This window comes from Pengzhenrongella phosphoraccumulans (assembly GCF_045689905.1).
GTDB lineage: Bacteria > Actinomycetota > Actinomycetes > Actinomycetales > Cellulomonadaceae > Pengzhenrongella > Pengzhenrongella phosphoraccumulans.
Genome location: NZ_CP144210.1, coordinates 3,773,136 through 3,796,559, shown reverse-complemented (window position 1 = coordinate 3,796,559; position 23,424 = coordinate 3,773,136). Strand labels below are relative to the sequence as shown.

Genomic DNA, 23,424 nt, shown 5'->3' with positions numbered 1-23,424 from the left:
GGCACCAGACCCACCAGGCCCCACGCGTTCGGAGATCATCGTGACCCAGCTCGCAGCGACCAACCGGGTTCAGCGCTGATGGCGCTGTTCTCCGAGTCCGCGGATGTCTCCGTCCGCCCCGCCGTCGCCGGTGACGAGGTGACCATCACCGAGATCCAGCTCGCGGCGTGGCGGTCAGCTCACGCCGAGGTGCTCGGCGCTGCGGCGCTCGACAGCCTCGACGCAGCGGCGTTCCGGGCCCGTTGGGCCGCCGCGATCGTCCGGCCGCCCGGGGCCGGGTACCGGGTGCTCACGGCCTGTGAGGGCGCCACGGTCGTCGGGTTCGCCGCGGTGCGCCCGCTCCCGGCGGACGAGGCGACCCCGCTCGCACCGGTCGGCGGGGAGCTCCTCGCGCTCGAGGTCACGACCGCCTCCCAGCGCACCGGGCACGGCTCACGGCTCCTCGCGGCGGCCGTCGACCTCCTGCGCCAGGACGGCGCGAGCTACCTCGTCGCGTGGGTGCTCGACGGCGACGCCGCCCGCGCCCAGTTCCTGCGCGCCTCCGGTCTCGGGCCGGACGAGACGACCCGGGAGCTCGCTACCGGCCCCACCCCCGACAGCACCGTGTCGGAGCACCGGTGGTCGGCCGAGCTGTAAGCCGCGTCAGCTCAGCCAGTCGGCCGCTCAGCCGGCCAGCAGCTCAGCCAGTCGGCCGCTCAGCCGGCCAGCAGCTCAGCCAGTCGACCGCTCAGCCAGTCGGCCGCTCAGCCAGTCGGCCGCTCAGCCAGTCGGCCGCTCAGCGCGCGCGGTGCAGCCCCGCGGCCCGACGCAAGGACTCGCGAGCGCGCTTGCGGTCCCCGGCCGCGTCGTAGGCGAACGCGAGCCGGTACCACGCAGCCCAGTTGCCCCGGTTGGCCTCGGCTTCGGTCCGCGAACCCTCGAACGCAATCCGCGCCGCGGCGCGGTCGATCCGCCCGCTGGGCGAGCGGGGCAGGTCGTCGACCGGCAGCGCGCCGTCGGCCTCGAGCTCGTCAGCCATCCGCTGGACCTGGACGGCGAGCAACCACTCACGCGTGATGAACCACACCGCGAGGAGCGGGAGCACCAAGAAGGCCACCCCGAGCGCGACGCCGACCGGCTCTGCCGTGCGCATGAGAGCGACCGCGCGCGTCGCCACGAGCCAGACGTACAGCGCCAGGAGACCAGTCAGAGCGACCGCCACCAGGATCGAGCGCAGGTTTCGCTTCATCGTCGCGCGCCCTCAGCCGAGGTCGAGGAGGGGGTCGAGGCCGACTGTGAGCCCCGGTCGACCGGCGACCGCGCGCACCGCGAGGAGCACGCCCGGCATGAACGAGACCCGGTCGAACGAGTCGTGCCGCAGTGTCAGCTGCTCCCCCGGGTTGCCGAAGAGGATCTCCTCGTGGGCCACCAGCCCGCGCAGGCGGACGCTGTGCACGCGCACGCCGTCGACATCGGCCCCGCGCGCACCCGGCAGCCCGGTCGCGGTCGCGTCCGGGATCGGTCCCAGCCCGGCCGCGGCCCGAGCTGCGGCGATGCCGGCCGCTGTGTGCTGCGCCGTACCGGAGGGCGCATCGAGCTTGTCGGGGTGGTGCAGCTCGATCACCTCGACGGACTCGAAGTAGCGTGCGGCCATCGCGGCGAAGCGCATCGCGAGCACCGCCCCGATCGCGAAGTTGGGCGCGATCACCACCCCGATCCCCGGGACGCGGGTCAGGTGCTCCCGCACGCGCGCGAGCGACTCGTCGGTCCAGCCGGTCGTGCCGACCACGGCGTGCACGCCCGCGTCGATCAGCGCGTGGACGTTGGCCTCGGTCGATGCGGGGGTGGTGAAGTCGACCGCGACCTGAGCACCGTTCGCCGTGGCGACCGCGACGTCGTCGTCCACCTCGAGAGCGGCGACGAGCTCGAGGCCGTCCGCGCTCGCGACGGCAGTCCGCACCGTCCGGCCCATGCGCCCGCGCGCCCCCAGAACGGCCACGCGGATCGCGACGGACTCGGTCGACTCGCTTCGCTCGCTCACGGCTAGAAACCCTAGCCGCTGTCAGTCGCCGAACGGGCCGATCCGGACGATCGACCGGGGCCGGGCCGCGAGATCGGCTGCCAGCTCGCGCACGTCCTCGGCCGTGACCGCGCGGATCAGCTCGAGGGACTCGTCGAGCGTGGTGAGCTCGCCGAACACGAGCTCGGCCTTGCCGAGCCGACTCATCCGCGCGCCCGAGTCCTCCATGCCGAGAACCAGCCCGCCCGAGAGCTGACCGATGCTCCGGGTCAGCTCCCCGGCCGTGATGCCGTCGTTCGCGAGGCGCTCCCACTCCTGCTCGAGCAGCGTCGTCACCTCGTCGACCTTGGCCGGCGCGCACCCGGCGTAGAGCCCGAAGATGCCGACGTCGGCGTGGCCCGAGGCGAACGAGTACGTCGAGTACGCCAGCCCGCGCTTCTCGCGGATCTCCTGGAACAGGCGCGACGACATGCCGCCGCCCAGGGCCGCGTTGAGCACCGACAGCGTGAACCGACGGGGATCGGTCGCGACCAGCCCCGTGCCGCCGATGATGACGTTGGCCTGCTCGTTGGTGCGCCGCACCGTGACGCGCTTGCCCACCGCGGGGACGCCCGTCAGGGCATCGGGCGCGTCGGCACCAAGACGCCGGCCGAACGGGGCCGACGCCGACGTGGCATCCCAGCCGCCCTCACCGAGGGTGCGGAGCACCTGCGCGCACAGCGCGTCGTGGTCGACGCCGCCAGCCGCGGTGATGACAAGGGTGCGGGGGTTGTAGTGCTCGCGGTAGTGGTCCCACACCGCGGCGCGGGGCACCGCCTTGATCGTGTCGGGCGTGCCACCGATGGGGCGCCCGAGGGGGTGCTCGCCGAGGACGGCGGCAGCGAACAGCTCGTGCACGACGTCGGACGGGTCGTCGTCGTTCATGGCGAGCTCTTCGAGGATGACGCCGCGCTCGGTCTCGAGCTCCTCGGCGTCGAGCCGGGGCGAGCTGACCATGTCCATGATGACGTCGACCGCCATCGGCAGGTCAGAGTCCAGGATCCGTGCGTAGTAGCACGTGTGCTCCTTGCCGGTCGAGGCGTTGGCCTCGCCGCCGACGGCGTCGAACGCCTCGGCGATGTCCATGGCGGAGCGACGCGCCGTGCCCTTGAACAGCAGGTGCTCGAGGAAGTGGGTCGAGCCGTGGTGGCCGTCACGCTCGTCGCGCGACCCCACCCCGACCCAGGCACCGACCGTGGCCGAGCGCACGCCCGGCATCGTCTCGGTGAGGACCCGCACCCCGCCGGGCAGGACGGAACGACGCACGAGGGCGTCGCCGTCCTGCCCGGCGGTGAGCTCGCTGCCCGGCTCACCGGGCGCTACGAGCTCGAATGCGAGTGGCACGTCAGGCGTTGGCGTCGGCCGGGGCGCCGGACGTGGCCGTGTCGGTCGGCTCGTCGTCCACGACCGCGTGCAGCGACAGCTTGCCGCGCGGGTCGATCTCGCCGATCTCGACCTGGACCTTCTGGCCCACGGACAGCACGTCGTCGACGTTCTCGACGCGCTTGCCACCGACGAGCTTGCGGATCTGCGAGATGTGCAGCAGTCCGTCCTTGCCCGGCGAGAGCGAGATGAAGGCGCCGAACGGCGTCGTCTTGACGACGGTACCGACGAAACGCTCGCCGATCTCCGGCATCATCGGGTTCGCGATCGCGTTGATCGCTGCCCGGGCGGCCTCCGCCGACGGTCCGTCGGTGGCACCGATGTAGACCGTGCCGTCGTCCTCGATCGAGATCGTGGCGCCGGTCTCCTCCTGGATCTGGTTGATCATCTTGCCCTTCGGCCCGATGACCTCGCCGATCTTGTCGACGGGGACCTTCACCGAGATCACGCGGGGCGCGAACGGGGACATCTCGTCCGGGACGTCGATGGCCTCGGCCAGGACGTCGAGGATCGCGAGCCGCGCGTCGCGGGCCTGGGTGAGCGCGGCCGCCAGGACCGACGCCGGGAGGCCGTCGAGCTTGGTGTCGAGCTGGATGGCGGTGATGAAGTCGCGCGTTCCGGCGACCTTGAAGTCCATGTCACCGAACGCGTCCTCGGCGCCGAGGATGTCCGTGAGGGCCGCGTAGCGCGGCTTGCCCTCGAACACGTCGGAGACGAGGCCCATCGCGATGCCGGCGACCGGCGCCTTGAGCGGCACACCGGCGTTGAGCAGCGACAGCGTCGAGGCGCAGACCGAACCCATGGACGTGGAGCCGTTGGAACCGAGAGCCTCGGAGACCTGGCGGATCGCGTAGGGGAACTCCTCGCGGCTCGGGAGAACCGGCATGAGGGCCCGCTCGGCGAGCGCCCCGTGCCCGATCTCGCGACGCTTGGGCGAACCCACGCGACCGGTCTCACCGGTGGAGTACGGCGGGAAGTTGTAGTTGTGCATGTAGCGCTTGCGCGTCTCCGGGGAGAGCGTGTCGAGCTGCTGCTCCATGCGGAGCATGTTCAGCGTGGTGACGCCCAGGATCTGGGTCTCGCCGCGCTCGAAGATCGCCGAACCGTGCACGCGTGGCAGGACCTCGACCTCGGCGGACAGCGTCCGGATGTCGGCGAGCCCGCGGCCGTCCATACGCACGCCGTCGGTGAGGACGCGGTGCCGCACGAGCGCCTTGGTGACGGCGCGAACCGACGCCGACAGCTCCTTCTCGCGGCCGGCGAACTCGCCGGAGAGCTGCGCGAGCGCAGCGGCCTTGATCTCGTCGAGGCGGTTCTCGCGGTCCTGCTTGTCCGCGATCGTCAGCGCCACGGTGAGGTCGGCCTCGACGACGGCCTTGACGGCCGCGTAGGTGTCGTCCTGGTAGTCGAGGAAGCGCGGGAACTCGCGGACCGGCTTGGCTGCACGCGCGGCCAGGTCGGACTGCGCGTCGCACAGTGCCTTGAGGAACGGCTTGGCGGCCTCGAGGCCCTCGGCCACGACGGCCTCGGTCGGTGCGGTGGCGCCTTCGCTGATGAGGTTCCACGAGTCGTTCGTGGCCTCGGCCTCGACCATCATGATCGCGACGTCGTCGCCGACGATCCGACCGGCGACGACCATCTCGAAGACGGCGCGCTCCTTCTGGGAGTACTTGGGGAACGCGACCCACTGGCCGTCGACGAGCGCGATGCGCACGCCGGCGATCGGACCGGTGAACGGCAGGCCGGAGAGCTGCGTGGACAGCGACGCGGCGTTGATCGCCAGCGTGTCGTACGCGTCGTCGGGGTTGAGCGCCATGACGGTGATGACGACCTGCACCTCGTTGCGCAGGCCCTTGGCGAACGTGGGGCGCAGCGGGCGGTCGATCAGGCGGCAGGCCAGGATCGCCTCGGTGGAGGGGCGGCCCTCGCGGCGGAAGAACGACCCGGGGATGCGCCCGGCGGCGTACATCCGCTCCTCGACGTCGATCGTCAAGGGGAAGAAGTCGAACTGGTCCTTGGGGTACTTGCCGGCCGTCGTGGCCGACAGCAGCATGGTGTCGTTGTCCAGGTACGCGACGGCGGAGCCGGCGGCCTGGCGGGCGAGGCGGCCGGTCTCGAAACGCACGGTGCGCGTCCCGAACTTGCCGTTGTCGATGATGGCTTCGCTGAACTCGATCTCGGGACCCTCCATGGGTACCCTCCTCTTTCGTGAAGGCGCCGGACGGTACCGCGGCGGTCTTCGATCGAGGTCCGCGGAGGCCTTGCTCCGCGAGCCACTACCGAGGACCGGACGGGCCGGGACGGCGCGTGGTTTTCCGTGCTGCCGTGTCGCGGGGCCGAAGGCCCCACACGGGGCCAGCCCGGACCTCGGTGAGGTCCGGGCTGGTGTGACGTGCTAGCGGCGCAGGCCGAGGCGCCCGATGAGGGCGCGGTAGCGGTTGATGTCGATGCGCTTGAGGTAGCTGAGCATCCGACGACGCTTGCCGACGATGAGGAGAAGTCCCCGGCGGCTGTGGTGGTCGTGCTTGTGCTCCTGGAGGTGCGCGGTCAGGTCGGTGATGCGCTGCGTCATCATCGCGATCTGGACCTCGGGGGATCCGGTGTCGCCCTCGTGCGTGGCGAACTCGGTCATGATGGACTGCTTCTTGGCTGCTTCGAGGGGCACGGCTCTCCTGGTTGTCTCGCTGCGCGGTGCTCTGGGGCATATCCACCCGAGCGCTCTGGGTCCGCGGCCGATCTGACGGCGACCCGATGTTACCAGTCGGTGGGAGCCCCGCCCGCATCGGCCAGCAGGTCGCGAGCCCGGGTGACGTCCTCGTGCATCTGGACGATGAGTTCGTCGACCGAGTCGAACCGCAACGTCGGGCGCAGGTGCGCGACGAACTCGAACGCGACCTCCTCGCCGTACAGATCGAGGTCGGTCCGGTCGAGCGCATAAGCCTCGACCCGCTGCGTGACGCCGTCGAAGGTCGGGTTCGTGCCGATCGAGATCGCGGCAGGAAGAACGACGTCAGCCGCGTCCGCCGCGAGGGCGAGGCGCCGCAGCCAGCCGGCGTAGACGCCGTCGGCCGGGACCATCCCCGCGACCTCGGGGCCGAGGTTCGCGGTCGGGAACCCGAGCTCGCGCCCCCGCGCATCACCATGCACGACGACGCCGCGCACCCGGTGCGGGCGCCCCAGCACGGTCGCAGCGGCCGCGACGCGACCCTCGATGAGCAGCTCGCGCACCCACGTGGACGACCAGCGGCGGTGCAGCGGATCCGCTGCGTGCCGCAGGCGCTCGTCCTGGGGGGTGTTGACCTTGAGCTCGGCCGGCTCCTGCTCGGCCGCGAGGTCCTCGATCACCTCGACGGTGAAGCCGTAGCGCTCGCCGAGCTTGGTCATCGTGGCGAGGTCCCCCGCGTTGCCCCAGCCGAACCGCACGTCGCGTCCGACCACCACCGTCCGCGCGCCGAGCGCGTCCACCAGGTACCGGCTGACGAACTCCTCGGGCGACTGCCGCGCGAAGTCGAGCGTGTAGTGCTGCAGCAGGACGGCGTCGAGCCCGGTGCGCTCGAGCAGCGCGAGGCGGTCCTCGACCCCGGTCAGCAGCGGGGGCGCGGTGTCGGGGTGGTGCACCTGCGCGGGGTGCGGCGAGAAGGTCACGGCGACCGCCTGCGCACCGGCCGCGCGGGCATCGGCGACCATCCGGGTCAGCACGCTGCGGTGCCCGCGGTGCACGCCGTCGAAGTTGCCGAGCGTGACCACCGACGGCCCGAACCCCGTGGGGACCTGGGAAAGGTCGGTCCAGCGATGCACGATCACTCCCGTTGTGTATGGGCGTCCGCCCACGAAGTGGGGCGGGCCGAGGACAAGACTGCCACGCGCGCCGACCGGGCCCGGTCAGGCCGGCGCGAACACCAGCGCCGGGCGGGCGTGCAGGCCGTCCGCGGTGAGCAGCGCCACCAGCGTCCCGTCGGGCGCGATGGCCGCGACCGTCTCGCCGTCGCGCACCTGGCCGACGTCGATCCGCTTGCCGTAGGAGAGCGCGGCCGCCTCCTCGCCGGTGAGGTCGCGTACCGGGAAGGTCGCGCGCGCGGCGTCCGCGAGCGAGAGCACCTCGAGCGGGACGTCCGGATCGAGCTGCTCGAGCTCGTCGAGCGTGCGCGCCCCGGTCAGCCCGTAGCCGCCCACGCGCGTGCGGCGCAGCGCGGTGAGGTGGCCGCCCACGCCGAGGGCCGTCCCCAGGTCGCGCGCCAGGGCGCGGATGTAGGTCCCCGACGAGCACACGACGGTGACGTCGACGTCGAGGACGGCGCCGTCGGGCAGGTGCTCCGTGCGGACCTCGTGCACGTCGAACCGCGCGACGGTCACCGGCCGGGAGGCGAGCTCGACGTGCTCGCCGGCCCGCACCCGGGCGTAGGCGCGCTGGCCGTCGACCTTGATGGCGCTCACCGAACTGGGCACCTGCTCGATCGGGCCGGTCAGCTTCGCAACGACGGCGTCGATGGCGTCCCGCGTGATGCCGGACGCGTCGGTCTGGGTCAGCAGATCGCCCTCGGCGTCGTCGGTGGTGGTGGCCACCCCGAGCCGGATCGTGGCGACGTACTCCTTGTCGGCGCCCACGACGTAGGTGAGCAGCCGGGTGGCTCGCCCGATGCCGAGCACCAGGACCCCGGTCGCCATCGGGTCGAGCGTGCCGGCGTGACCGACCTTGCGCGTGCCCGCGACCCGGCGCATCCGCGCGACGACGTCGTGGCTCGTCCACCCGATCGGTTTGTCGACGACGACCAGGCCGTCCGCCGCCGTCGGGCGCCGGGGCGGGCGCACTCCCGGCTCGGTGTGCGTGCGCGTGCCCGGGACCGAGCCGGTCATCCGGCGACCGCTGCCGCGCCGGCAAGCGCCGCGGGCAGCCCGCTGCCGAACGTGCACACCGTGAGCGCGTCGAGCGCGGGGTCCTCCCCCGCGTGCTCCGGTGCGCCGACGGCGAGCATGACGTTGATGAGCATCCCGTGGGCGACGAAGACTCTCGCCTCGTCCTCGTCCTGCCCCGTGCGCTCCCGGTACAGCCGGAAGGCCTCGCTCAGCGTGTGCCGGGCCAGCCGGCCGATCTCCGGCTCGGAGCCGGAGGCGAACCCGTGCAGGAGCAGCAGGAGCAGGTCGCGGTCGGCGAGCAGCCCGACGTACGCCTCGCCCATCTCGCGCTTGGCGTCCGGGCCCGGCTCGACCGCCGCCAGCGCCTCGACGACGCGCTGGCTGGCCCGCGCGTACACCTCGGCGAACAGCTGCTGCTTGCCGCCGAACAGGCGCACCACGTAGGGCTGCGAGACCCCGGCCGCGCGCGCGACCTGATCCGTCGTCGTCCCGATGTAGCCGCCCGCGGCAAAGACGCGGAGCGCGACGTGCAGGATCTGCTCGCGCCGCTCCCCCGCGGTCATCCTTCGGACCAGTTCGTCGCTCATGCTTGACAGGTTATCAGTCAATGCCTACCGTCGGTCGAGTTAGTAATCATCCGATGCATACAGGAGCTCTCATGACTGTCACCGCACCGACCGACCAGCTCGACCCCCCTCCGGGTTCGCTCGTCGCGACCCCGCCCCGAGCCCCGGTGGGGCGGCGCGCCGTCCCGGTCGCGCTCGCCCTGGCGGCCGCCTCGATCCCGATGTTCATGTCGACGCTCGACAACCTCGTCATGACCAGCGCGCTGCCGGTGATCCAGGCAGACCTGGGCGCGAGCATCGAGCAGCTGCAGTGGATGGTGAACGCCTACACGCTCTCGTTCGCGACCCTCATGCTCACCGCCGCGACCCTCGGGGACCGCTGGGGCCGACGACGCGTCTTCCTCGGCGGGATCGCGCTGTTCACGCTCGCCTCGATCGGCTCGGCGCTGGCGACCTCCGCCGGCACGCTCATCCTCGCCCGCGCCGTCCAGGGTGTCGGCGGGGCGGCGATCATGCCGCTCTCCCTGACCTTGCTCGCCGGGGCGGTACCGGCGTCCCGCCGCGCGATGGCGATCGGCGTCTGGGGCGGCGTGTCCGGCCTGGGCGTCGCGCTCGGACCCGTCATCGGAGGCGCCGTCGTGGACGGCTTCTCCTGGCAGGCGATCTTCTGGCTCAACGTCCCGGTCGCCCTGATCGCCATCCCCCTGATCCTGCGGGCCCTGCCCGAGTCGCGCGGCCGGCGACAGCCGCTCGACGTCGTCGGCCTCACGCTGGTCGGGTTCGGGGTCCTGGCCGGGGTCTGGGGCATCGTGCGCGCCAACGAGCTCGGCTGGGGGTCCGCTCCCGTCGTCGCCGCGCTCGTCGGCTCGGTGGCCCTGCTCGCCGCGTTCATCGTGTTCGAGGGCCGGACGGCGCACCCGCTGATCCCGCTGCGGCTGTTCCGCTCGCGCAGCTTCACCGTGGCGAACGTGACATCGCTGGCGTTCTCGCTCGGCATGTTCGGGGCGGTGTTCCTGCTCGCGCAGTACCTGCAGATCGTCGACGGCTACACCCCGCTCGAGGCCGGGATCCGGACGCTGCCGTGGACGGCCGCGCCGATGTTCGTGGCCCCGATCGCCGGGCTGCTCGCGCCGCGCGTGGGCGTCCGCGTGCTGCTCGGCACGGGGCTCACGCTCCAGGCGATCGGCCTGGCCTGGCTCGCGCTCACCGTGGGTGCGTCGACGCCGTACGCCGAACTCGTGCCCGGCTTCGTGCTGGCCGGCGTCGGGATGGGGTTGACGTTCGCGCCGAGCGCGACCGCCGTGCTGGCCGACATGGTGCCGGACGACCACGCCACGGCGAGCTCGACCAACGCGACCATCCGGGAGATCGGCGTCGCGCTCGGGGTGGCCGTGCTGGTCGCCGTCTTCCAGGCCGGTGGCGGGACCCTCACGCCGACCGGTTACGACGCGGGCCTGCGTAACGCGATCCTCACCGGCGCCGCCGTGCTCGCGGTCGGCGCCATCGCCACCCGCTGGCTCCCCCGCAGCACGGGCCGCGCGACCCACGAGTAGAGCCCAGTCGTTCGAGCGGTGACGTCCACGCGGGACGTCACCGCTCGAACACGCACCAGGCGTCAGTCGTTCTCGGACTCGGCGTCCTCGTCGTCGTCGGCCACGGGGGCCTTCTTGTACGGGTCGGCGTCGCCCGCGTAGACGGCGCCGGCGGCCAGCGCGGCCACCTCGGCGTCACGGCGTGCGGCCTCGGTCAACGCGGCGGTCATGTTCGCCGCCGTCTCCGGGACGGCGTCGAGCACGAACTCGAGCGACGGGGTGAGCCGCACACCGGTCTGCTTGCCGACCTCGGACCGCATCAGCCCCTTGGCGCTCTCGAGCGCGACGGCGGACCCGGCGCGGGCCTCGGCGTCGCCCAGCACGGTGTAGAACACCGACGCGTGCTGCAGGTCGCCGGTGACGCGCACATCGGTCACCGTGACGAAACCGAGGCGCGGGTCCTTGATCCGCGTGTCGATCATCTGGGCCACGATCACCTGGATCCGGTCCGCGAGCTTGCGCGCGCGTGCGTGATCAGCCATGACTTGTTCTCCTTTAGCGGTGCTGCCTGGTCGTACCCGACGAACTCAATCCTCGTGCCGGACGGCAAAGCCCGGGTGACGACGTACCGTCACCCGGGCTCAGCCACCGTCGTACTACTTGCGAGGCTTCTCGCGCATCTCGAAGGTCTCGATCACGTCACCGATCTCGACGTCGTTGAACGAGCCGAGCCCGATCCCGCACTCGTAGCCCTCGCGGACCTCCGTGGCGTCGTTCTTGAAGCGCTTGAGCGACTCGACCGTGAGGTTGTCCCCGACGACCTTGTCCCCGCGCAGAACGCGCGCCTTGGAGTTGCGGACGATCTGACCGGACCGCACGAGCGAACCCGCGACGTTGCCGAACTTGGAGGACCGGAACACCTCGCGCACCTCAGCGGTACCGAGCTGGACCTCTTCGTACTCCGGCTTGAGCATGCCCTTGAGGGCCGACTCGACGTCGTCGATCGCCTGGTAGATGACCGAGTAGAAGCGGACGTCGACGCCCTCGCGGTCTGCGAGGTCCTCGACGCGCTCACCGAACTTGACGTTGAAGCCGATGATGATCGCGTTGTCGACCGTCGCCAGGTTGACGTCGTTCTGCGTGATGTCGCCCACCCCACGGTGGATGACGCGCAGCTCGACCTCTTCGCCGACGTCGATCTTGAGCAGCGAGTCCTCGAGCGCCTCGACGGCACCCGACACATCGCCCTTGAGGACCAGGTTGAGGGTCTCGACCTTGCCCTGCTGCAGCGCCTGCGTGAAGTCCTCGAGGCTGATGCGCTTGCGACGCTTCGCCAGGAGCGCGGCCCGCTGGGCGGCCTCACGCTTCTCGGCGATCTGCCGCGCGGTCCGCTCGTCGGGCGCCACCAGGATGGTGTCACCGGCTCCCGGGACCGAGGCGAGCCCGAGGACCATGACCGGACGCGCCGGACCGGCCTCGAGAACGCTGCCGCCGTGCTCGTCGAACATGGCGCGGACCCGGCCGTGAGCCGTTCCGGCCACGATCGCGTCGCCGACCTTCAGCGTGCCCGACTGGACCAGCACGGTCGCAACCGCACCGCGGCCCTTGTCGAGGTTCGCCTCGATGGCAACCCCTCGCGCGGCCTTGTCGGGGTTCGCCCGCAGGTCGAGGGCCGCATCCGCCGTGAGGAGGACGGCCTCGAGCAGCTGGTCGATGCCCAGCTTCTGCTTCGCGGAGACGTCGACGAACATCGTGTCGCCGCCGTACTCCTCGGCCACCAGGTTGTACTCGGTGAGCTGCTGACGGATCTTGGCGGGGTTGGCCCCCTCCTTGTCGATCTTGTTCACCGCGACCACGATCGGCACGCCGGCGGCCTGGGCGTGGTTGAGCGCCTCGATCGTCTGCGGCATCACGCCGTCGTCGGCCGCGACCACGAGGATCGCGATGTCCGTGACCTGCGCACCACGTGCACGCATGGCGGTGAACGCCTCGTGGCCCGGGGTGTCGATGAAGGTGACCGCGCGGTCGATGCCCTCGTGCATGGTCCGGACCTGGTAGGCACCGATGTGCTGGGTGATGCCACCCGCCTCACCGGCCACCACGTCGGTCTGCCGGATCGCGTCGAGGAGCTTCGTCTTACCGTGGTCGACGTGACCCATGACGGTCACGACGGGCGGACGGGCCTTGAGCTGCGAGTCGTCCTCGTCGGCCAGCTCGGCGTCGAGGTCGATGTCGAAGGCCCCGAGCAGCTCGCGGTCCTCTTCCTCGGCCGAGACCATCTCGATGACGTAGCCGAGCTCAGCGGCGAGCGTGCCGAACATGTCCTCGTCCAGCGACTGCGTCGCGGTGACCATCTCACCGAGGTGGAACAGCACCGTGACCAGGCTGGCGGGGTTGGCGTCGATCTTGTCGGCGAAGTCGTTCAGCGACGAACCGCGACGCAGGCGGACCGGCGTCGTGCCGCTCCCGCGCGGAACCTGCACGCCACCCAGCGAGGGGGCCTGCATCTGCTCGAACTCCTGGCGCTTGGCCCGCTTCGACTTCCGTCCGCGAACGGGACGACCTCCGGCGCGACCAAATGCACCCTGCGTGCTGCCGCGACCGGCACCACCGGGACGACCGCCACCACCGGGGCGACCGGCGAACCCGCCGCCAGCGCCCGGGGCGCCACCAGGAGCGCCACCACCGGCGCCACCGGGACGGCCGGCGTAGCCGCCACCGCCACCGGGACGGGCGCCGCCACCGCGACCAGCAGGGGCCGGACGGTCACCGGGGCGACCGACCGCGCTGCGCTGGGGCATCATGCCCGGGCTGGGACGCGGGCCACCGGGACGGGGACCGCCGGGACGATCACCCGAGGCTGCGGGCGTGGTGCCCGCGGCCGCGGCCGGGTCGACGCGACGCTCACCGGGACGGGGCATGCCCTGGCTCGGGGCGAACGGGTTGTTGCCGGGACGCGGTCCGCTGGTCCGGGGACCACTCGGGCGCGCACCGGGTGGTCCGGCCGGCGTACCGGTCGAGGCGGGCGCACCGGATCCGCCGGAGCGGGGCATGCCCTGGCTCGGGGCGAACGGGTTGTTGCCCGGCCGGGGCGCACCGGGGCGCGAACCGGACGGAGCCGGAGCCGCGGGCGCCGGCGCTGCCGGAGCCGGGCGCGGCCCGGGGGACGGCGCGGTCGAGCGGGCGGGCGCGGCGGCGGCGGGTGCCGTCGGGGCGACTGCTGCTGCGACCGGAGCGGCGGGTGCCGACGGGGCCGCGGCCGGAACCTCGGCCACGGGGGCGACGGGCGCCTGCGGGGCGGGGCTGGGCCGCTTGGCGCCAGGTTTGGGAGCTGCCGGAGCAGCGGTGCCATCCGTCGTCGGACCGGCCGGGTACGCGTCGCGCAGCTTGCGCACGACGGGCGGCTCGATGGTCGACGATGCCGAGCGGACGAACTCTCCGAGCTCGCCCAGCTTGTTCATGATGGTCTTGCTTTCCACACCGAGCTCTTTAGCGAGCTCGTAGACGCGGACCTTAGCCACAACTCTCCTGTCTCGGCCCGCCCGGACAGGGTCAGGCCGTCGTTAGTACTGGGTACTCATCGCTGGGTACTCATCGCTGGATTCTCATCGGGCAGCCATCGGCTTCCAACCCGCTTTCGTGTCGCTGTTGGTCGTGCTCCACTCGGCGACCGGCTGTGGAACCGGCACCGCTCCTTCTACTTCTCCTGCCGGGCTGCGAGGTACGCGCGCACCGCGGAGACCTCCACCAGGCCTGCAACATGCAGGGCCCGGGGGAATGCCCGACGGCGTTCAGCGAGCTCGAGGCACGCAGGTTCGGGGTGCAGCCACGCTCCCCTACCCGGCAGGCAACGCCTGACGTCGACCACGAGCTCGGCAACCGCTCCCGCACCCTCGATCGCAACCACGCGCACCAGCACAGATCTGGACCCGGTTGACCGACACCCCACACACGTACGCACCGGACCCGTGATCGGTCCCGGCGCGGCGCTGCTGGAGTGCCGGGTGCCTAGCCCAGCCGCAGTGAGTCTACCGCCATCGCTCACCGGGCTGAACCGGGAGCGGCCTCCCCGCTCGCGTCCGCCACGGCGGCGTCGGACCGGATGTCGATCCGCCAACCCGTGAGCTTGGCGGCGAGGCGGGCGTTCTGCCCCTCCTTGCCGATCGCGAGCGACAGCTGGAAGTCGGGCACGATCACGCGCGCGGCCCGGGCGATCGGGTCGACGACCGTGACGGAGAGCACCCGGGCCGGCGAGAGCGCGTGGGCCACCATCTCGGCCGGGTCGTCGGAGTGGTCGACGATGTCGATCTTCTCGCCGTGCAGCTCGGACATGACGGCCCGCACCCGTGAACCGAGCGGCCCGATGCAGGCGCCCTTGGCGTTGAGGCCGGGGACCTTCGTGCGCACCGACATCTTGGTGCGGTGGCCCGCCTCGCGCGCGATCGACATGATCTCGACCGTGCCGTCGGCGACCTCGGGCACCTCCAGCTCGAAGAGCTTCCGCACGAGGTTCGGGTGCGTGCGCGAGAGCGTGACCTGCGGGCCCCGCGGGCCGCGACCGACGTCGAGCACGTAGCCGCGCAGACGCTCGCCGTGCACGTACTTCTCGGTGGGGACCTGCTCGTGGGCGGGCAGGACGGCCTCGGTCCCGCCGACGTCGACGAGCACCACGCGCGGGTCGCGACCCTGCTGGATCACGCCCGCGAGGACCTCGCCCTCCTTGCCGCGGAAGTTGCCGAGCACCTGGTCGTCCTCGGCGTCGCGCAGCCGCTGCACGATGACCTGTCGTGCCGTCGCCGTGGCGATCCGCCCGAAGCCCTCCGGGGTGTCCTCGAACTCCGGACCGGGATCGCTCGCGACCCCGTCCTCGTCGAGCACGACGTCGTCCGTGGCCCACACGGTCACGTGGCCGGACTTGCGGTCCACGACCACGCGGGCCTTGGTCCGCGCGCCGGGGGTGCGGTGGTAGGCCGAGAGCAGCGCCTGCTCGATGGCCGAGACCAGCACGTCCAGGCTGATGTCGCGCTCGCGCTCCAGCATTCGCAGCGTCGTCATGTCGATGTCCATGTCAGCTCTTTCCGTCGTCGTCGTCGTCGCCCCGCGCGCGGGAGAGCTCGACCTCGACTGAGGCGCTCGCGATGTCCGCGAGCGCGATGGTGATGGGTTCGCCCGCGACGTCACGGCTCGTGGCCGCGTCGACGGGGCTCAGGATCAGCTCGGTGCCCTCGACCGCCGCGAGCCGGCCCAGAGTGGCCGTCCCGTCGCGCAAGGTCAGGCGCACGAGCCGCGTGCGTGCCCGCTTGAAGTGGCGCAGCTCCGTGAGCGGACGTGACGTCCCGGGCGTGCTCACCTCCAGGGTGTACTCGCCGTTCACGGGGGACGTCTCGTCGAGCGCCGCGCTCACTGCGCGGGCCACGTCGGCCAGCGTGTCGAGATCGAGGCCGCCGACGGCGTCGTCCTCCAGGTCGATCGTGACGCGGACCACCGTGCGTCGACCGGCCGGGACCACCTCAAGGTCCTCGAGGACCAGCCCGGCTGCGACGACGACGGGTTCCACCACCGTGCGAACCCGCTCCGTGCTTGCTGGCGTCGCCATGCGTTTCTCCCGTCGGCTCCAGCGGGCAACCCCTGCGTGGATTCGACCCTGTTGTTGTACTTGCGGCCCCTAGCCTACCGAGTCCCAGGGGATGGACCGGCATGGCAAGATCACCCGCGATGACCTCCGCACGCACATTCCCTCCCCGACCTGGATTCGAGCACCCCGCGACCGGGCGCCGACGGCCGGCCCGACGCCGCCTGCGCACCGTCGCCGCGGGTCTCGCGCTCGTCGGGTTGCTGGCGGGCTGCGGCCTTCGGGTCGAGACGCCGCCCGTGGTGGCACCCGTGCCCGACGCCAACGAGATCGCCCGCCAGCGCGCGAGTGCGGACTCCGTCGGTCTCGTGGTGCTCGCGGCCCCGGCCGGCACGGATCCCGCCGACCCGATCACCGCGCTGCGGGCGGCTGTCGTCACCCAGTCCGACGCGCACCTCGACCAGCTGGGCTCGGGCGACACCACGCCGACCGAGGACCCCGGCCCGGCCAGCCCCACAGCATCCGATCCCGCGGCGACCGCGGCTGCCGCAGCCACCGAGGCCGACCTGGTCGCGAAGCTCGTCCTCGCCGCCTCGAGCGCCCGCGCCGACGCCGCCTCGGTCCCCGACGGCGCGCTCGCCCGGCTGCTCGGATCGGTCTCGACCGCCCGCCTGCTCCTCGCGCGGCAGCTTGCCGGCGCGGCCGGCCTCGAGGTCCCGGCCCTGCCGGAAACCGTCGTGCCGACCGCGGCGCCGTCGGGCCTGGCACCGAGCGCGCTGAGCGCGATCGTGGCGGGCGAGGACGAGGCGGGGTACGGCGACGAGGTCGTCGCCGCCCAGCTCTCGGACGCGGCCCGCACGACGGCGCTCGACCGTGCGGCCGTGCACCGCGACCGCGCCGAGCAGTGGGCCCGGCTGGCCAAGCTCACCACCCCGGGGCTCGACCCGCGCCGCGCCGCCTATGCGCTGCCGGCCGGGCTGGGCGACCCCGCCGTTGCCACGGTCTTCGCGCAGACGATCGAGCTGTCGCTCGCCACGTCCTACGCCTCGCTCCTGGCCGACGCCGACCCGGACTCCCGCCCAGCGCTGGCCGACGCGCTCACTGAGGCCACCGCGACGGCGGTCGCCTGGGGTGCACCGGTGCCGGCGTTCCCAGGGCTCCCTGAGCGCGCTGCGGGCTGACGACCCTCAGCCCGCGAGCAGCGCGTCCACGAGCTCGGCGATCCGGTCGGGCGCCTCCGCGACCGGCACCTGCTCGGCCGAGGGACCGTCCGGACCCGCACGACGCGGCCGGACCTCGACGACGCCGTCGGTCAGCCCGCGACCCACGACCACGACGAGCGGGACGCCCAGCAGCTCGGCATCGGCGAACTTCACGCCGGGCGAGACCTTCTTGCGGTCGTCGTAGAGCACCTCGATGCCCCGCGACGACAACGTGGTCGCGAGCGACTCCGCCGCCTCGAACACGGCCGGGTCCTTGCCGGTGGCCACGACGTGCACGTGGGCGGGGGCGACCTGCGGCGGCCAGGCGAGGCCGACGTCGTCGTGGTGGGCCTCGGCCAGGGCGGCCAGGACCCGGGAGACCCCGATGCCGTACGAACCCATCGTGACGACCACGGCCTTGCCGTTGTGGTCGAGCACCGTCAGACCGAGCGCGGCCGCGTACTTGCGACCGAGCGCGAAGATGTGGCCGATCTCGATCCCCCGGGCGAGCTCGAGCGGACCCGAACCGTCCGGGGCCTGGTCACCGGCCCGGACCTCGGCGGCCTCGACCGTGTTGTCCGCGCCGTCCTGAGCCGCGGCGAGGAAGTCCCGGCCCGCGACGAGGTCGAAGACGTGCCTGCCGGGCGCGTTCGCACCGGTGATCCACCGGGTGCCGCTGACGATCCGGGGGTCGAGCAGGTAGCGCACGCCGAGCGGCGCACCCTTGGCGTCGAGCCCGGCGTTCTCGCCCAGGCTCTCCGGTCCGATGTACCCCGCGACGAGCTCGGGCCGGGCGGCGAGATCCGCCGGCGTAGCGGTCTCGACCTCGGCCGGGGCCATGGCGGCCTCGAGGCGCTTGAGGTCGACCTCACGGTCGCCGGGCAGCCCGACGACGAGCAGCTCGCGCTCCCCGGTGGGGCGCACCAGCGCGAGCACCACGTTCTTCAGGGTGTCCGCACCCGTCCACGGGCGGTCTTCGCGGGGGAACCGGGCGTTCGCGACGGCCACGAGCGAGTCGATGGTCGGGGTGTCCGGGGTGTCCTCGACGTGCGCGACCGGCGCGGACGCGAAGTCGATCTCCGGCGGCGCGGGCGTGGTCACGGCCTCGACGTTGGCGGTGTAGCCGCCGGCCGAGCGCACGTAGGTGTCCTCGCCGATCGCGGTCGGGGTGAGGAACTCCTCGCTCCTCGACCCACCCATCGCGCCGGACGTCGCGGCAACGATGACGTACTCGAGCCCGAGGCGGTCGAAGATCCGCCGGTACGTGTCGCGCTGGATCTGGTACGAGGCCTCGAGCCCGGCGTCGTCGACATCGAACGAGTAGGCGTCCTTCATGATGAACTCGCGGCCCCGGATGAGCCCGGCGCGCGGCCGGACCTCGTCGCGGTACTTCGTCTGGATCTGGTAGAGCGCGAGCGGCAGGTCCTTGTAGGACGAGTACAGGTCCTTGACCAGCAGCGTGAAGAGCTCTTCGTGCGTCGGCGCGAGCAGGTAGTCCCCGCCCTTGCGGTCCTTGAGCCGGAAGATGTTCGGCCCGTACTCCGTCCAGCGGCCGGTCACCTCGTACGGCTCCTTGGGGAGCAGCGCCGGGAAGTGCACCTCCTGCGCACCGGCGGCGTCCATCTCCTCGCGCACCACGGCCTCCACCTTGCGCAGCACGCGCAGGCCGAGCGGGAGCCAGGTGTAGATGCCGGGCGCCGCCCGGCGGATGTAGCCGGCACGCACGAGGAGCCGATGACTGGCCACCTCGGCGTCCGCCGGGTCCTGGCGCAGGGTCCGGACAAACAGGGTCGACATCCGCAGCAGCATGGGCGCCAGCCTACTGGCCGCCCCGGCGGGGCCCGTTCGGCGGGACGGGGCGCGGGCGGTGCGCCACGATGGGCGGATGCCTGAGCTTCCGGAGGTCGAGGCGCTCGCGCGGTTCCTGCGCGAACGCGCGGTCGGGCGCGTGCTGGCGGCGGTCGACATCGGGTCGATCAGTGCGCTGAAGACGTTCGCCCCCGCCCCGGCCGACCTCGTCGGGCGCCCGGTGGTCGACGTCGAGCGGCACGGGAAGTGGCTCGATGTGACGACGTCCGGCCCGCACCTCGTCTTTCACCTCGCCCGGGCGGGCTGGGTGCGCTGGTACGACTCGGCCCCCACGGGCCCGGTCCGGCCGGGCAAATCCCCGCTCGCCCTGCGAGCGCGACTGGCCGACGGCGCGGGGTTCGACCTCACCGAGGCCGGCACCCGCAAGCGGCTCGCCGTGCACATCGTCGAGGACCCGGCCACGATCCGCGCGATCGCGACGCTCGGGGTGGAGCCACTCGGCCCTGACTTCACCGTCGAGCGCCTGGGCGAGCTGCTCGCCGCCCGCAACCAGCAGATCAAGGGCCTGCTGCGGGACCAGTCGACGATCGCGGGGATCGGCAACGCGTACTCGGACGAGATCCTGCACGCGGCGCGCGAGAGCCCGTTCGCACTGACCCGCTCCTTCGATGCGAAGCGGACGGCACTGCTGCACGCCGCCGTCGTCGACGTGCTCAACGGCGCGGTCGCGTCGTCGTCGGGCAAGCCCGCCGCGGAGCTGAAGGACGCCAAGCGACGCGGGATGCGCGTGCACGCGCGGACCGGGCAGCCATGCCCGGGCTGGAACGGGGTGCCGTGCGGCGACACGGTGCATGAGGTGTCGTTCGCCGACTCCACGCTGCAGTACTGCCCGACGTGCCAGACGGGCGGCCGACCGCTGGCCGACCGGCGGCTGTCGCGCCTGCTGCGTTAGCGGCTAGAACAGCACCGTCGCAAACGTGCCGACCTGCTGGAAGCCCACCCGCTGGTACGCGGCCAGGGCGCGCGTGTTGTAGTCGTTGACGTACAGCGACACGATCGGAGCCACGGCCTCACGCGTCATGACGACCACGGCGGCCATCCCCCGTTCGGAGAGCTTGCGACCGCGGAGGGAAGGGGTCACCCAGACCCCCTGCACCTGCGCGACCCCGCCGGCGACGGCACCGAGCTCGGCCTTGAACGCCACCTCGACACCGTCCGGCCCGCGCACGAGGCGGACGAACGAGCGGTCCTCGGCGATCAGGGAGCGGACCCGGGTCTCGTACGGGCCGTTCACGCCCGACGCCGGCGAGTACCCGACCTCCTCGGTGAACATCTGCACGCACGCGGGAAGGATGAGGTGGTACTCGTTCGGCAAGGAGCGGCGCACGAACTGGTCGGGCTCGACGAGCGGGTCGCCGTCGATCGCGAGCGACGGCTGGTTTCCCCGGACCTCGCGCGGCTTCGACCAGGAGTCGGCGAGCCGAGCCCACAGGCCGAGCGCGGCGTCGGACTCCCCCACGATCGACGAGCAACGACGCCCCTGCGCCCGGGCCAGGTCGGCGAAGGCGTCGAGCGCGGCGTCGGTGCCCGCAGGGACGACCGGGACCAGGTTCGCCCCGGCCCAGCACACCGCAGTGAGCTCACCCGCGCGCTCGTAGCCCCACAGCTGCCCGCCCGAGGTCCTCAGACCGGAACGCGTGACCGCCTCGATCCGATTGGCGGCCAGGACGGACTGCACCGGCATCTGGGCGCACACCCGGGCCGCAGCGGGAAGATCGGCGTCGTCGAGGACGCGTCCACCTGTTGCCGTTGCCTCCAGAGTGGCGTCGCGCCAGCGTCCCATTACCCAATTGTGCACTATTGACCCCCCAAAGTGAGTCGATCCTCACCTCGGGGTGTCACAGGCATCGCGGTCAGGAGACCGTGACGACCGGTGCCGCGTCCTTGACCGGCTCCATCGACTCGGCGAGGCGCATGGCCTCCTCGATGAGGGTCTCGACGATCTTCGACTCGGGCACGGTCTTGACGACCACGCCGCGGACGAAGATCTGACCCTTGCCGTTGCCGGAGGCCACGCCGAGGTCAGCCTCGCGCGCCTCGCCGGGGCCGTTCACGACGCAGCCCATGACGGCCACGCGCAGCGGCACCTCAAGCCCCTCGAGGCCGGCAGTGACGCGCTCCGCGAGCGAGTAGACGTCGACCTGGGCGCGACCGCACGACGGGCACGAGACGATCTCGAGCTTGCGGGGCCGCAGGTTGAGGGACTGCAGGATCTGGATCCCGACCTTGACCTCCTCGACCGGCGGGGCCGAGAGCGAGACCCGGATGGTGTCGCCGATGCCCTTGCTCAGCAGCGCGCCGAACGCGGTCGCGGACTTGATCGTGCCCTGGAACGCCGGGCCCGCCTCGGTCACGCCGAGGTGCAGCGGCCAGTCGCCCTGCTCGGAGAGCAGCTCGTACGCCCGGACCATGACCACGGGGTCGTTGTGCTTGACCGAGATCTTGAAGTCGTGGAAGCCGTGCTCCTCGAACAGGGACGCCTCCCAGACCGCGGACTCGACGAGCGCCTCGGGCGTGGCCTTGCCGTACTTGGCCATGAGCCGGGGGTCCAGCGAGCCGGCGTTGACGCCGATCCGGATCGACACGCCGGCGTCGGACGCGGCCTTGGCGATCTGCTTGACCTGATCGTCGAACTTGCGGATGTTGCCCGGGTTGACCCGGACCGCCGCGCAGCCCGCATCGATCGCGGTGAAGACATACTTCGGCTGGAAGTGGATGTCGGCGATCACCGGGAGCTGCGACTTGCGCGCGATCGTGGCGAGCGCGTCGGCGTCGTCCTGCGTCGGTACGGCGACCCGGACGATGTCACAGCCGGCCGCGGTCAGCGCCGCGATCTGCTGCAGGGTCGCGTTGATGTCGGTGGTCTGCGTGGTGCACATGGACTGCACGCTGACCGGGGCGTCGCCGCCGACATTGATCTTTCCCACCTTGATCTTGCGGGTAGGTCGGCGGGGGGCCAAGACCGGGGCAGGTGCCGCCGGCATACCCAGACTGATCGGGATGCTCACCGGGTCAGTATCCCTCCTCGCGTCTGCGCGGGCCTCACAGTGTGACCGGACGCACGATGTCGGCGTAGATGAGCAGCACACCCACACCGGTGAGCAGGATGAACACCCCGTAGGCCAGCGGCATCATCCGGGCGATGTCGACCGGGCGGGGCCGCGGCAGGCCGCGCACCTTCGCCACCTGGCGACGTGCGCCCTCCCAGAGCGCGCCGGCGACGTGGCCGCCGTCGAGCGGGAGCAGCGGGATGAGGTTGAACACGAAGAGCGCGATGTTGAGCGAGGCGAGCAGGCTGAGCATCGTGAGGACCTGACCCGTGAGGCCGAAGTCGCCGCCGCCGTCGGCCGCCACCTCACCCGCGATCCGGCCGATCCCGACCGGTCCGATGATCGAGTTCTGCGAACGCGCCTGCGTCCCGAACGCCGACTGCGCGACGTCGACCACGCGCGCGGGCAGAGCCAGGACCACGGCAGCGGTCCCGACGACGCCCTGACCGACGGCCGCCGGGATAGCGGACACCGGCTGGCGCTGCAGGGCGAACTCCGGGCCGATGCCGAGGTAGCCGACAGGCTCCGTGCGGGCGGTGCCGTCGGCCGCCACGACGGCGGCGCCGTTCGCGTCGAGGATCGGGCGCTCCACCTGGACCGGGTTCACGGTGAGGGTTTGTTCGGCGCCGCCCCGCTCGACCACGACCTGGACCGTGTCGCCGCCGGACGAGCGGATCAGGCCCGAGAGCTGCGTCCAGGAGTCGACCGCCACACCGTCGAACGACGTGATGACGTCCCCGGACTCGAGCCCGGCCGCCGCGGCCGGCGACTTCGGGTCGGTGCTGGTGCAGTCCTGCGACCCCGCGGCGGGTACGCAAGGGGTGACGGCGGCGACCGTCGACGTGGCGGTCGGGACCCCGAACCCCACGAGGATGACGCCCAGCAGCACCGTGGCGATGACAAGGTTCATGACGGGCCCGCCGAGCATGACCACGAGCTTCTTGGGGGTCGACAGCCGGTAGAACGCGCGGTGGTCCTCCCCCGGGCGGATCTCCTCGCTGCTCGCCTCGCGGGCATCCTGGGCGACCCGGCCGAACCAGTTGCGCACGGGCGGGTTCCCGACGGCGTCCGGGGTCGGGTACATCCCCACGAGCCGCACGTAGCCGCCCAGCGGGATCGCCTTCACGCCGTACTCGGTCTCGCCCTTGGTGCGGGACCACAACGTCGGGCCGAACCCGACCATGTACTGGCTGACGCGCACGCCGAACTTCTTCGCGGGCACCATGTGGCCGACCTCGTGCAGCGCGATCGACAGCAGCAGGCCCGCGACCATCACGAGCACACCCACGAAGTAGGCCATGTACGTCTCCGATCCGTGCGGGCGCCGGGTGCCACGCAGTACGAGGGCGACCATCATC

Annotated in this window: 21 protein-coding genes; 4 read left to right on the top strand and 17 right to left on the bottom strand. The window is 72.1% G+C overall.

Annotation, left to right across the window (positions count from 1 at the left end):
* Positions 1-78 precede the first annotated feature (78 nt).
* Complete coding sequence (locus VTA80_RS17565) at positions 79-636, top strand: GNAT family N-acetyltransferase (protein ID WP_407342377.1); 558 nt, start codon at positions 79-81, stop codon at positions 634-636.
* A gap of 139 nt (positions 637-775) precedes the next feature.
* Here VTA80_RS17565 and VTA80_RS17560 read toward each other — a convergent pair whose 3' ends face one another.
* From VTA80_RS17560 to VTA80_RS17525, 8 genes are all read right to left on the bottom strand, one after another.
* Positions 776-1,228: a hypothetical protein gene (locus VTA80_RS17560; RefSeq protein ID WP_407342376.1), complete on the bottom strand. Its 453-nt coding sequence runs from the start codon at positions 1,226-1,228 to the stop codon at positions 776-778.
* 12 nt (positions 1,229-1,240) lie between these two features.
* The gene (dapB, locus tag VTA80_RS17555) at positions 1,241-2,020 is read right to left on the bottom strand and encodes a 4-hydroxy-tetrahydrodipicolinate reductase (protein ID WP_407342375.1); all 780 of its coding nucleotides are present in this window, start codon (positions 2,018-2,020) and stop codon (positions 1,241-1,243) included.
* Positions 2,021-2,041: 21 nt separating this feature from the next.
* Positions 2,042-3,382 carry a M16 family metallopeptidase gene (locus tag VTA80_RS17550; protein WP_407342374.1) on the bottom strand — a complete coding sequence of 447 codons (1,341 nt, stop codon included), beginning with the start codon at positions 3,380-3,382 and terminating at the stop codon, positions 2,042-2,044.
* A gap of 1 nt (position 3,383) precedes the next feature.
* Positions 3,384-5,612 (bottom strand): polyribonucleotide nucleotidyltransferase, encoded by a 2,229-nt coding sequence (locus VTA80_RS17545; RefSeq protein ID WP_407342373.1) that lies wholly within the window; start codon positions 5,610-5,612, stop codon positions 3,384-3,386.
* A 204-nt stretch (positions 5,613-5,816) separates the two neighbouring features.
* Entirely contained in the window at positions 5,817-6,086 is a 270-nt protein-coding gene (rpsO, locus tag VTA80_RS17540; RefSeq protein ID WP_407342372.1) for a 30S ribosomal protein S15, read from the bottom strand.
* A gap of 89 nt (positions 6,087-6,175) precedes the next feature.
* Positions 6,176-7,219 carry a bifunctional riboflavin kinase/FAD synthetase gene (locus VTA80_RS17535; RefSeq protein ID WP_407345802.1) on the bottom strand — a complete coding sequence of 348 codons (1,044 nt, stop codon included), beginning with the start codon at positions 7,217-7,219 and terminating at the stop codon, positions 6,176-6,178.
* Positions 7,220-7,303: 84 nt separating this feature from the next.
* Positions 7,304-8,275 carry a tRNA pseudouridine(55) synthase TruB gene (gene truB, locus VTA80_RS17530; protein WP_407342371.1) on the bottom strand — a complete coding sequence of 324 codons (972 nt, stop codon included), beginning with the start codon at positions 8,273-8,275 and terminating at the stop codon, positions 7,304-7,306.
* Entirely contained in the window at positions 8,272-8,862 is a 591-nt protein-coding gene (locus VTA80_RS17525; RefSeq protein WP_407342370.1) for a TetR/AcrR family transcriptional regulator, read from the bottom strand. The genes truB and VTA80_RS17525 overlap by 4 nt, the downstream gene beginning before the upstream one ends.
* Before the next feature lie 71 nt (positions 8,863-8,933).
* Between VTA80_RS17525 and VTA80_RS17520 the strand changes: the two genes are divergently transcribed.
* Positions 8,934-10,394 carry a DHA2 family efflux MFS transporter permease subunit gene (locus VTA80_RS17520; RefSeq protein WP_407342369.1) on the top strand — a complete coding sequence of 487 codons (1,461 nt, stop codon included), beginning with the start codon at positions 8,934-8,936 and terminating at the stop codon, positions 10,392-10,394.
* A 62-nt stretch (positions 10,395-10,456) separates the two neighbouring features.
* Here the strand turns inward: VTA80_RS17520 and rbfA are convergent, their stop codons facing one another.
* The 5 genes from rbfA to rimP form a co-directional block, all read right to left on the bottom strand.
* Entirely contained in the window at positions 10,457-10,915 is a 459-nt protein-coding gene (gene rbfA / locus VTA80_RS17515) for a 30S ribosome-binding factor RbfA (protein WP_407342368.1), read from the bottom strand.
* Between the two features lie 114 nt (positions 10,916-11,029).
* Positions 11,030-13,894 carry a translation initiation factor IF-2 gene (gene infB / locus VTA80_RS17510; RefSeq protein WP_407342367.1) on the bottom strand — a complete coding sequence of 955 codons (2,865 nt, stop codon included), beginning with the start codon at positions 13,892-13,894 and terminating at the stop codon, positions 11,030-11,032.
* A gap of 176 nt (positions 13,895-14,070) precedes the next feature.
* Positions 14,071-14,280 (bottom strand): YlxR family protein, encoded by a 210-nt coding sequence (locus VTA80_RS17505; protein ID WP_407342366.1) that lies wholly within the window; start codon positions 14,278-14,280, stop codon positions 14,071-14,073.
* A gap of 134 nt (positions 14,281-14,414) precedes the next feature.
* Complete coding sequence (gene nusA, locus VTA80_RS17500; RefSeq protein WP_407342365.1) at positions 14,415-15,440, bottom strand: transcription termination factor NusA; 1,026 nt, start codon at positions 15,438-15,440, stop codon at positions 14,415-14,417.
* 1 nt (position 15,441) lies between these two features.
* Positions 15,442-15,969, bottom strand: coding sequence for a ribosome maturation factor RimP (gene rimP / locus VTA80_RS17495; RefSeq protein ID WP_407342364.1), 528 nt, complete (start codon positions 15,967-15,969; stop codon positions 15,442-15,444).
* 119 nt (positions 15,970-16,088) lie between these two features.
* Between rimP and VTA80_RS17490 the strand changes: the two genes are divergently transcribed.
* Positions 16,089-17,126: a DUF4439 domain-containing protein gene (locus tag VTA80_RS17490; RefSeq protein ID WP_407342363.1), complete on the top strand. Its 1,038-nt coding sequence runs from the start codon at positions 16,089-16,091 to the stop codon at positions 17,124-17,126.
* Positions 17,127-17,132: 6 nt separating this feature from the next.
* On the opposite strand, the gene VTA80_RS17485 is transcribed toward VTA80_RS17490, so the two are convergent.
* Positions 17,133-18,956: a proline--tRNA ligase gene (locus VTA80_RS17485; RefSeq protein WP_407342362.1), complete on the bottom strand. Its 1,824-nt coding sequence runs from the start codon at positions 18,954-18,956 to the stop codon at positions 17,133-17,135.
* Between the two features lie 76 nt (positions 18,957-19,032).
* On the opposite strand from VTA80_RS17485, the gene VTA80_RS17480 reads away from it, so the two are divergent.
* A complete protein-coding gene (locus VTA80_RS17480; protein ID WP_407342361.1) occupies positions 19,033-19,908 on the top strand; it encodes an Fpg/Nei family DNA glycosylase in 876 nt (291 codons plus the stop codon).
* A 3-nt stretch (positions 19,909-19,911) separates the two neighbouring features.
* Here VTA80_RS17480 and VTA80_RS17475 read toward each other — a convergent pair whose 3' ends face one another.
* From VTA80_RS17475 to VTA80_RS17465, 3 genes are all read right to left on the bottom strand, one after another.
* The gene (locus VTA80_RS17475; RefSeq protein WP_407342359.1) at positions 19,912-20,799 is read right to left on the bottom strand and encodes a GNAT family N-acetyltransferase; all 888 of its coding nucleotides are present in this window, start codon (positions 20,797-20,799) and stop codon (positions 19,912-19,914) included.
* A gap of 70 nt (positions 20,800-20,869) precedes the next feature.
* Entirely contained in the window at positions 20,870-22,024 is a 1,155-nt protein-coding gene (gene ispG / locus VTA80_RS17470; RefSeq protein WP_407342358.1) for a flavodoxin-dependent (E)-4-hydroxy-3-methylbut-2-enyl-diphosphate synthase, read from the bottom strand.
* Between the two features lie 34 nt (positions 22,025-22,058).
* Complete coding sequence (locus tag VTA80_RS17465; RefSeq protein ID WP_407342357.1) at positions 22,059-23,423, bottom strand: M50 family metallopeptidase; 1,365 nt, start codon at positions 23,421-23,423, stop codon at positions 22,059-22,061.
* Position 23,424 lies beyond the last annotated feature (1 nt).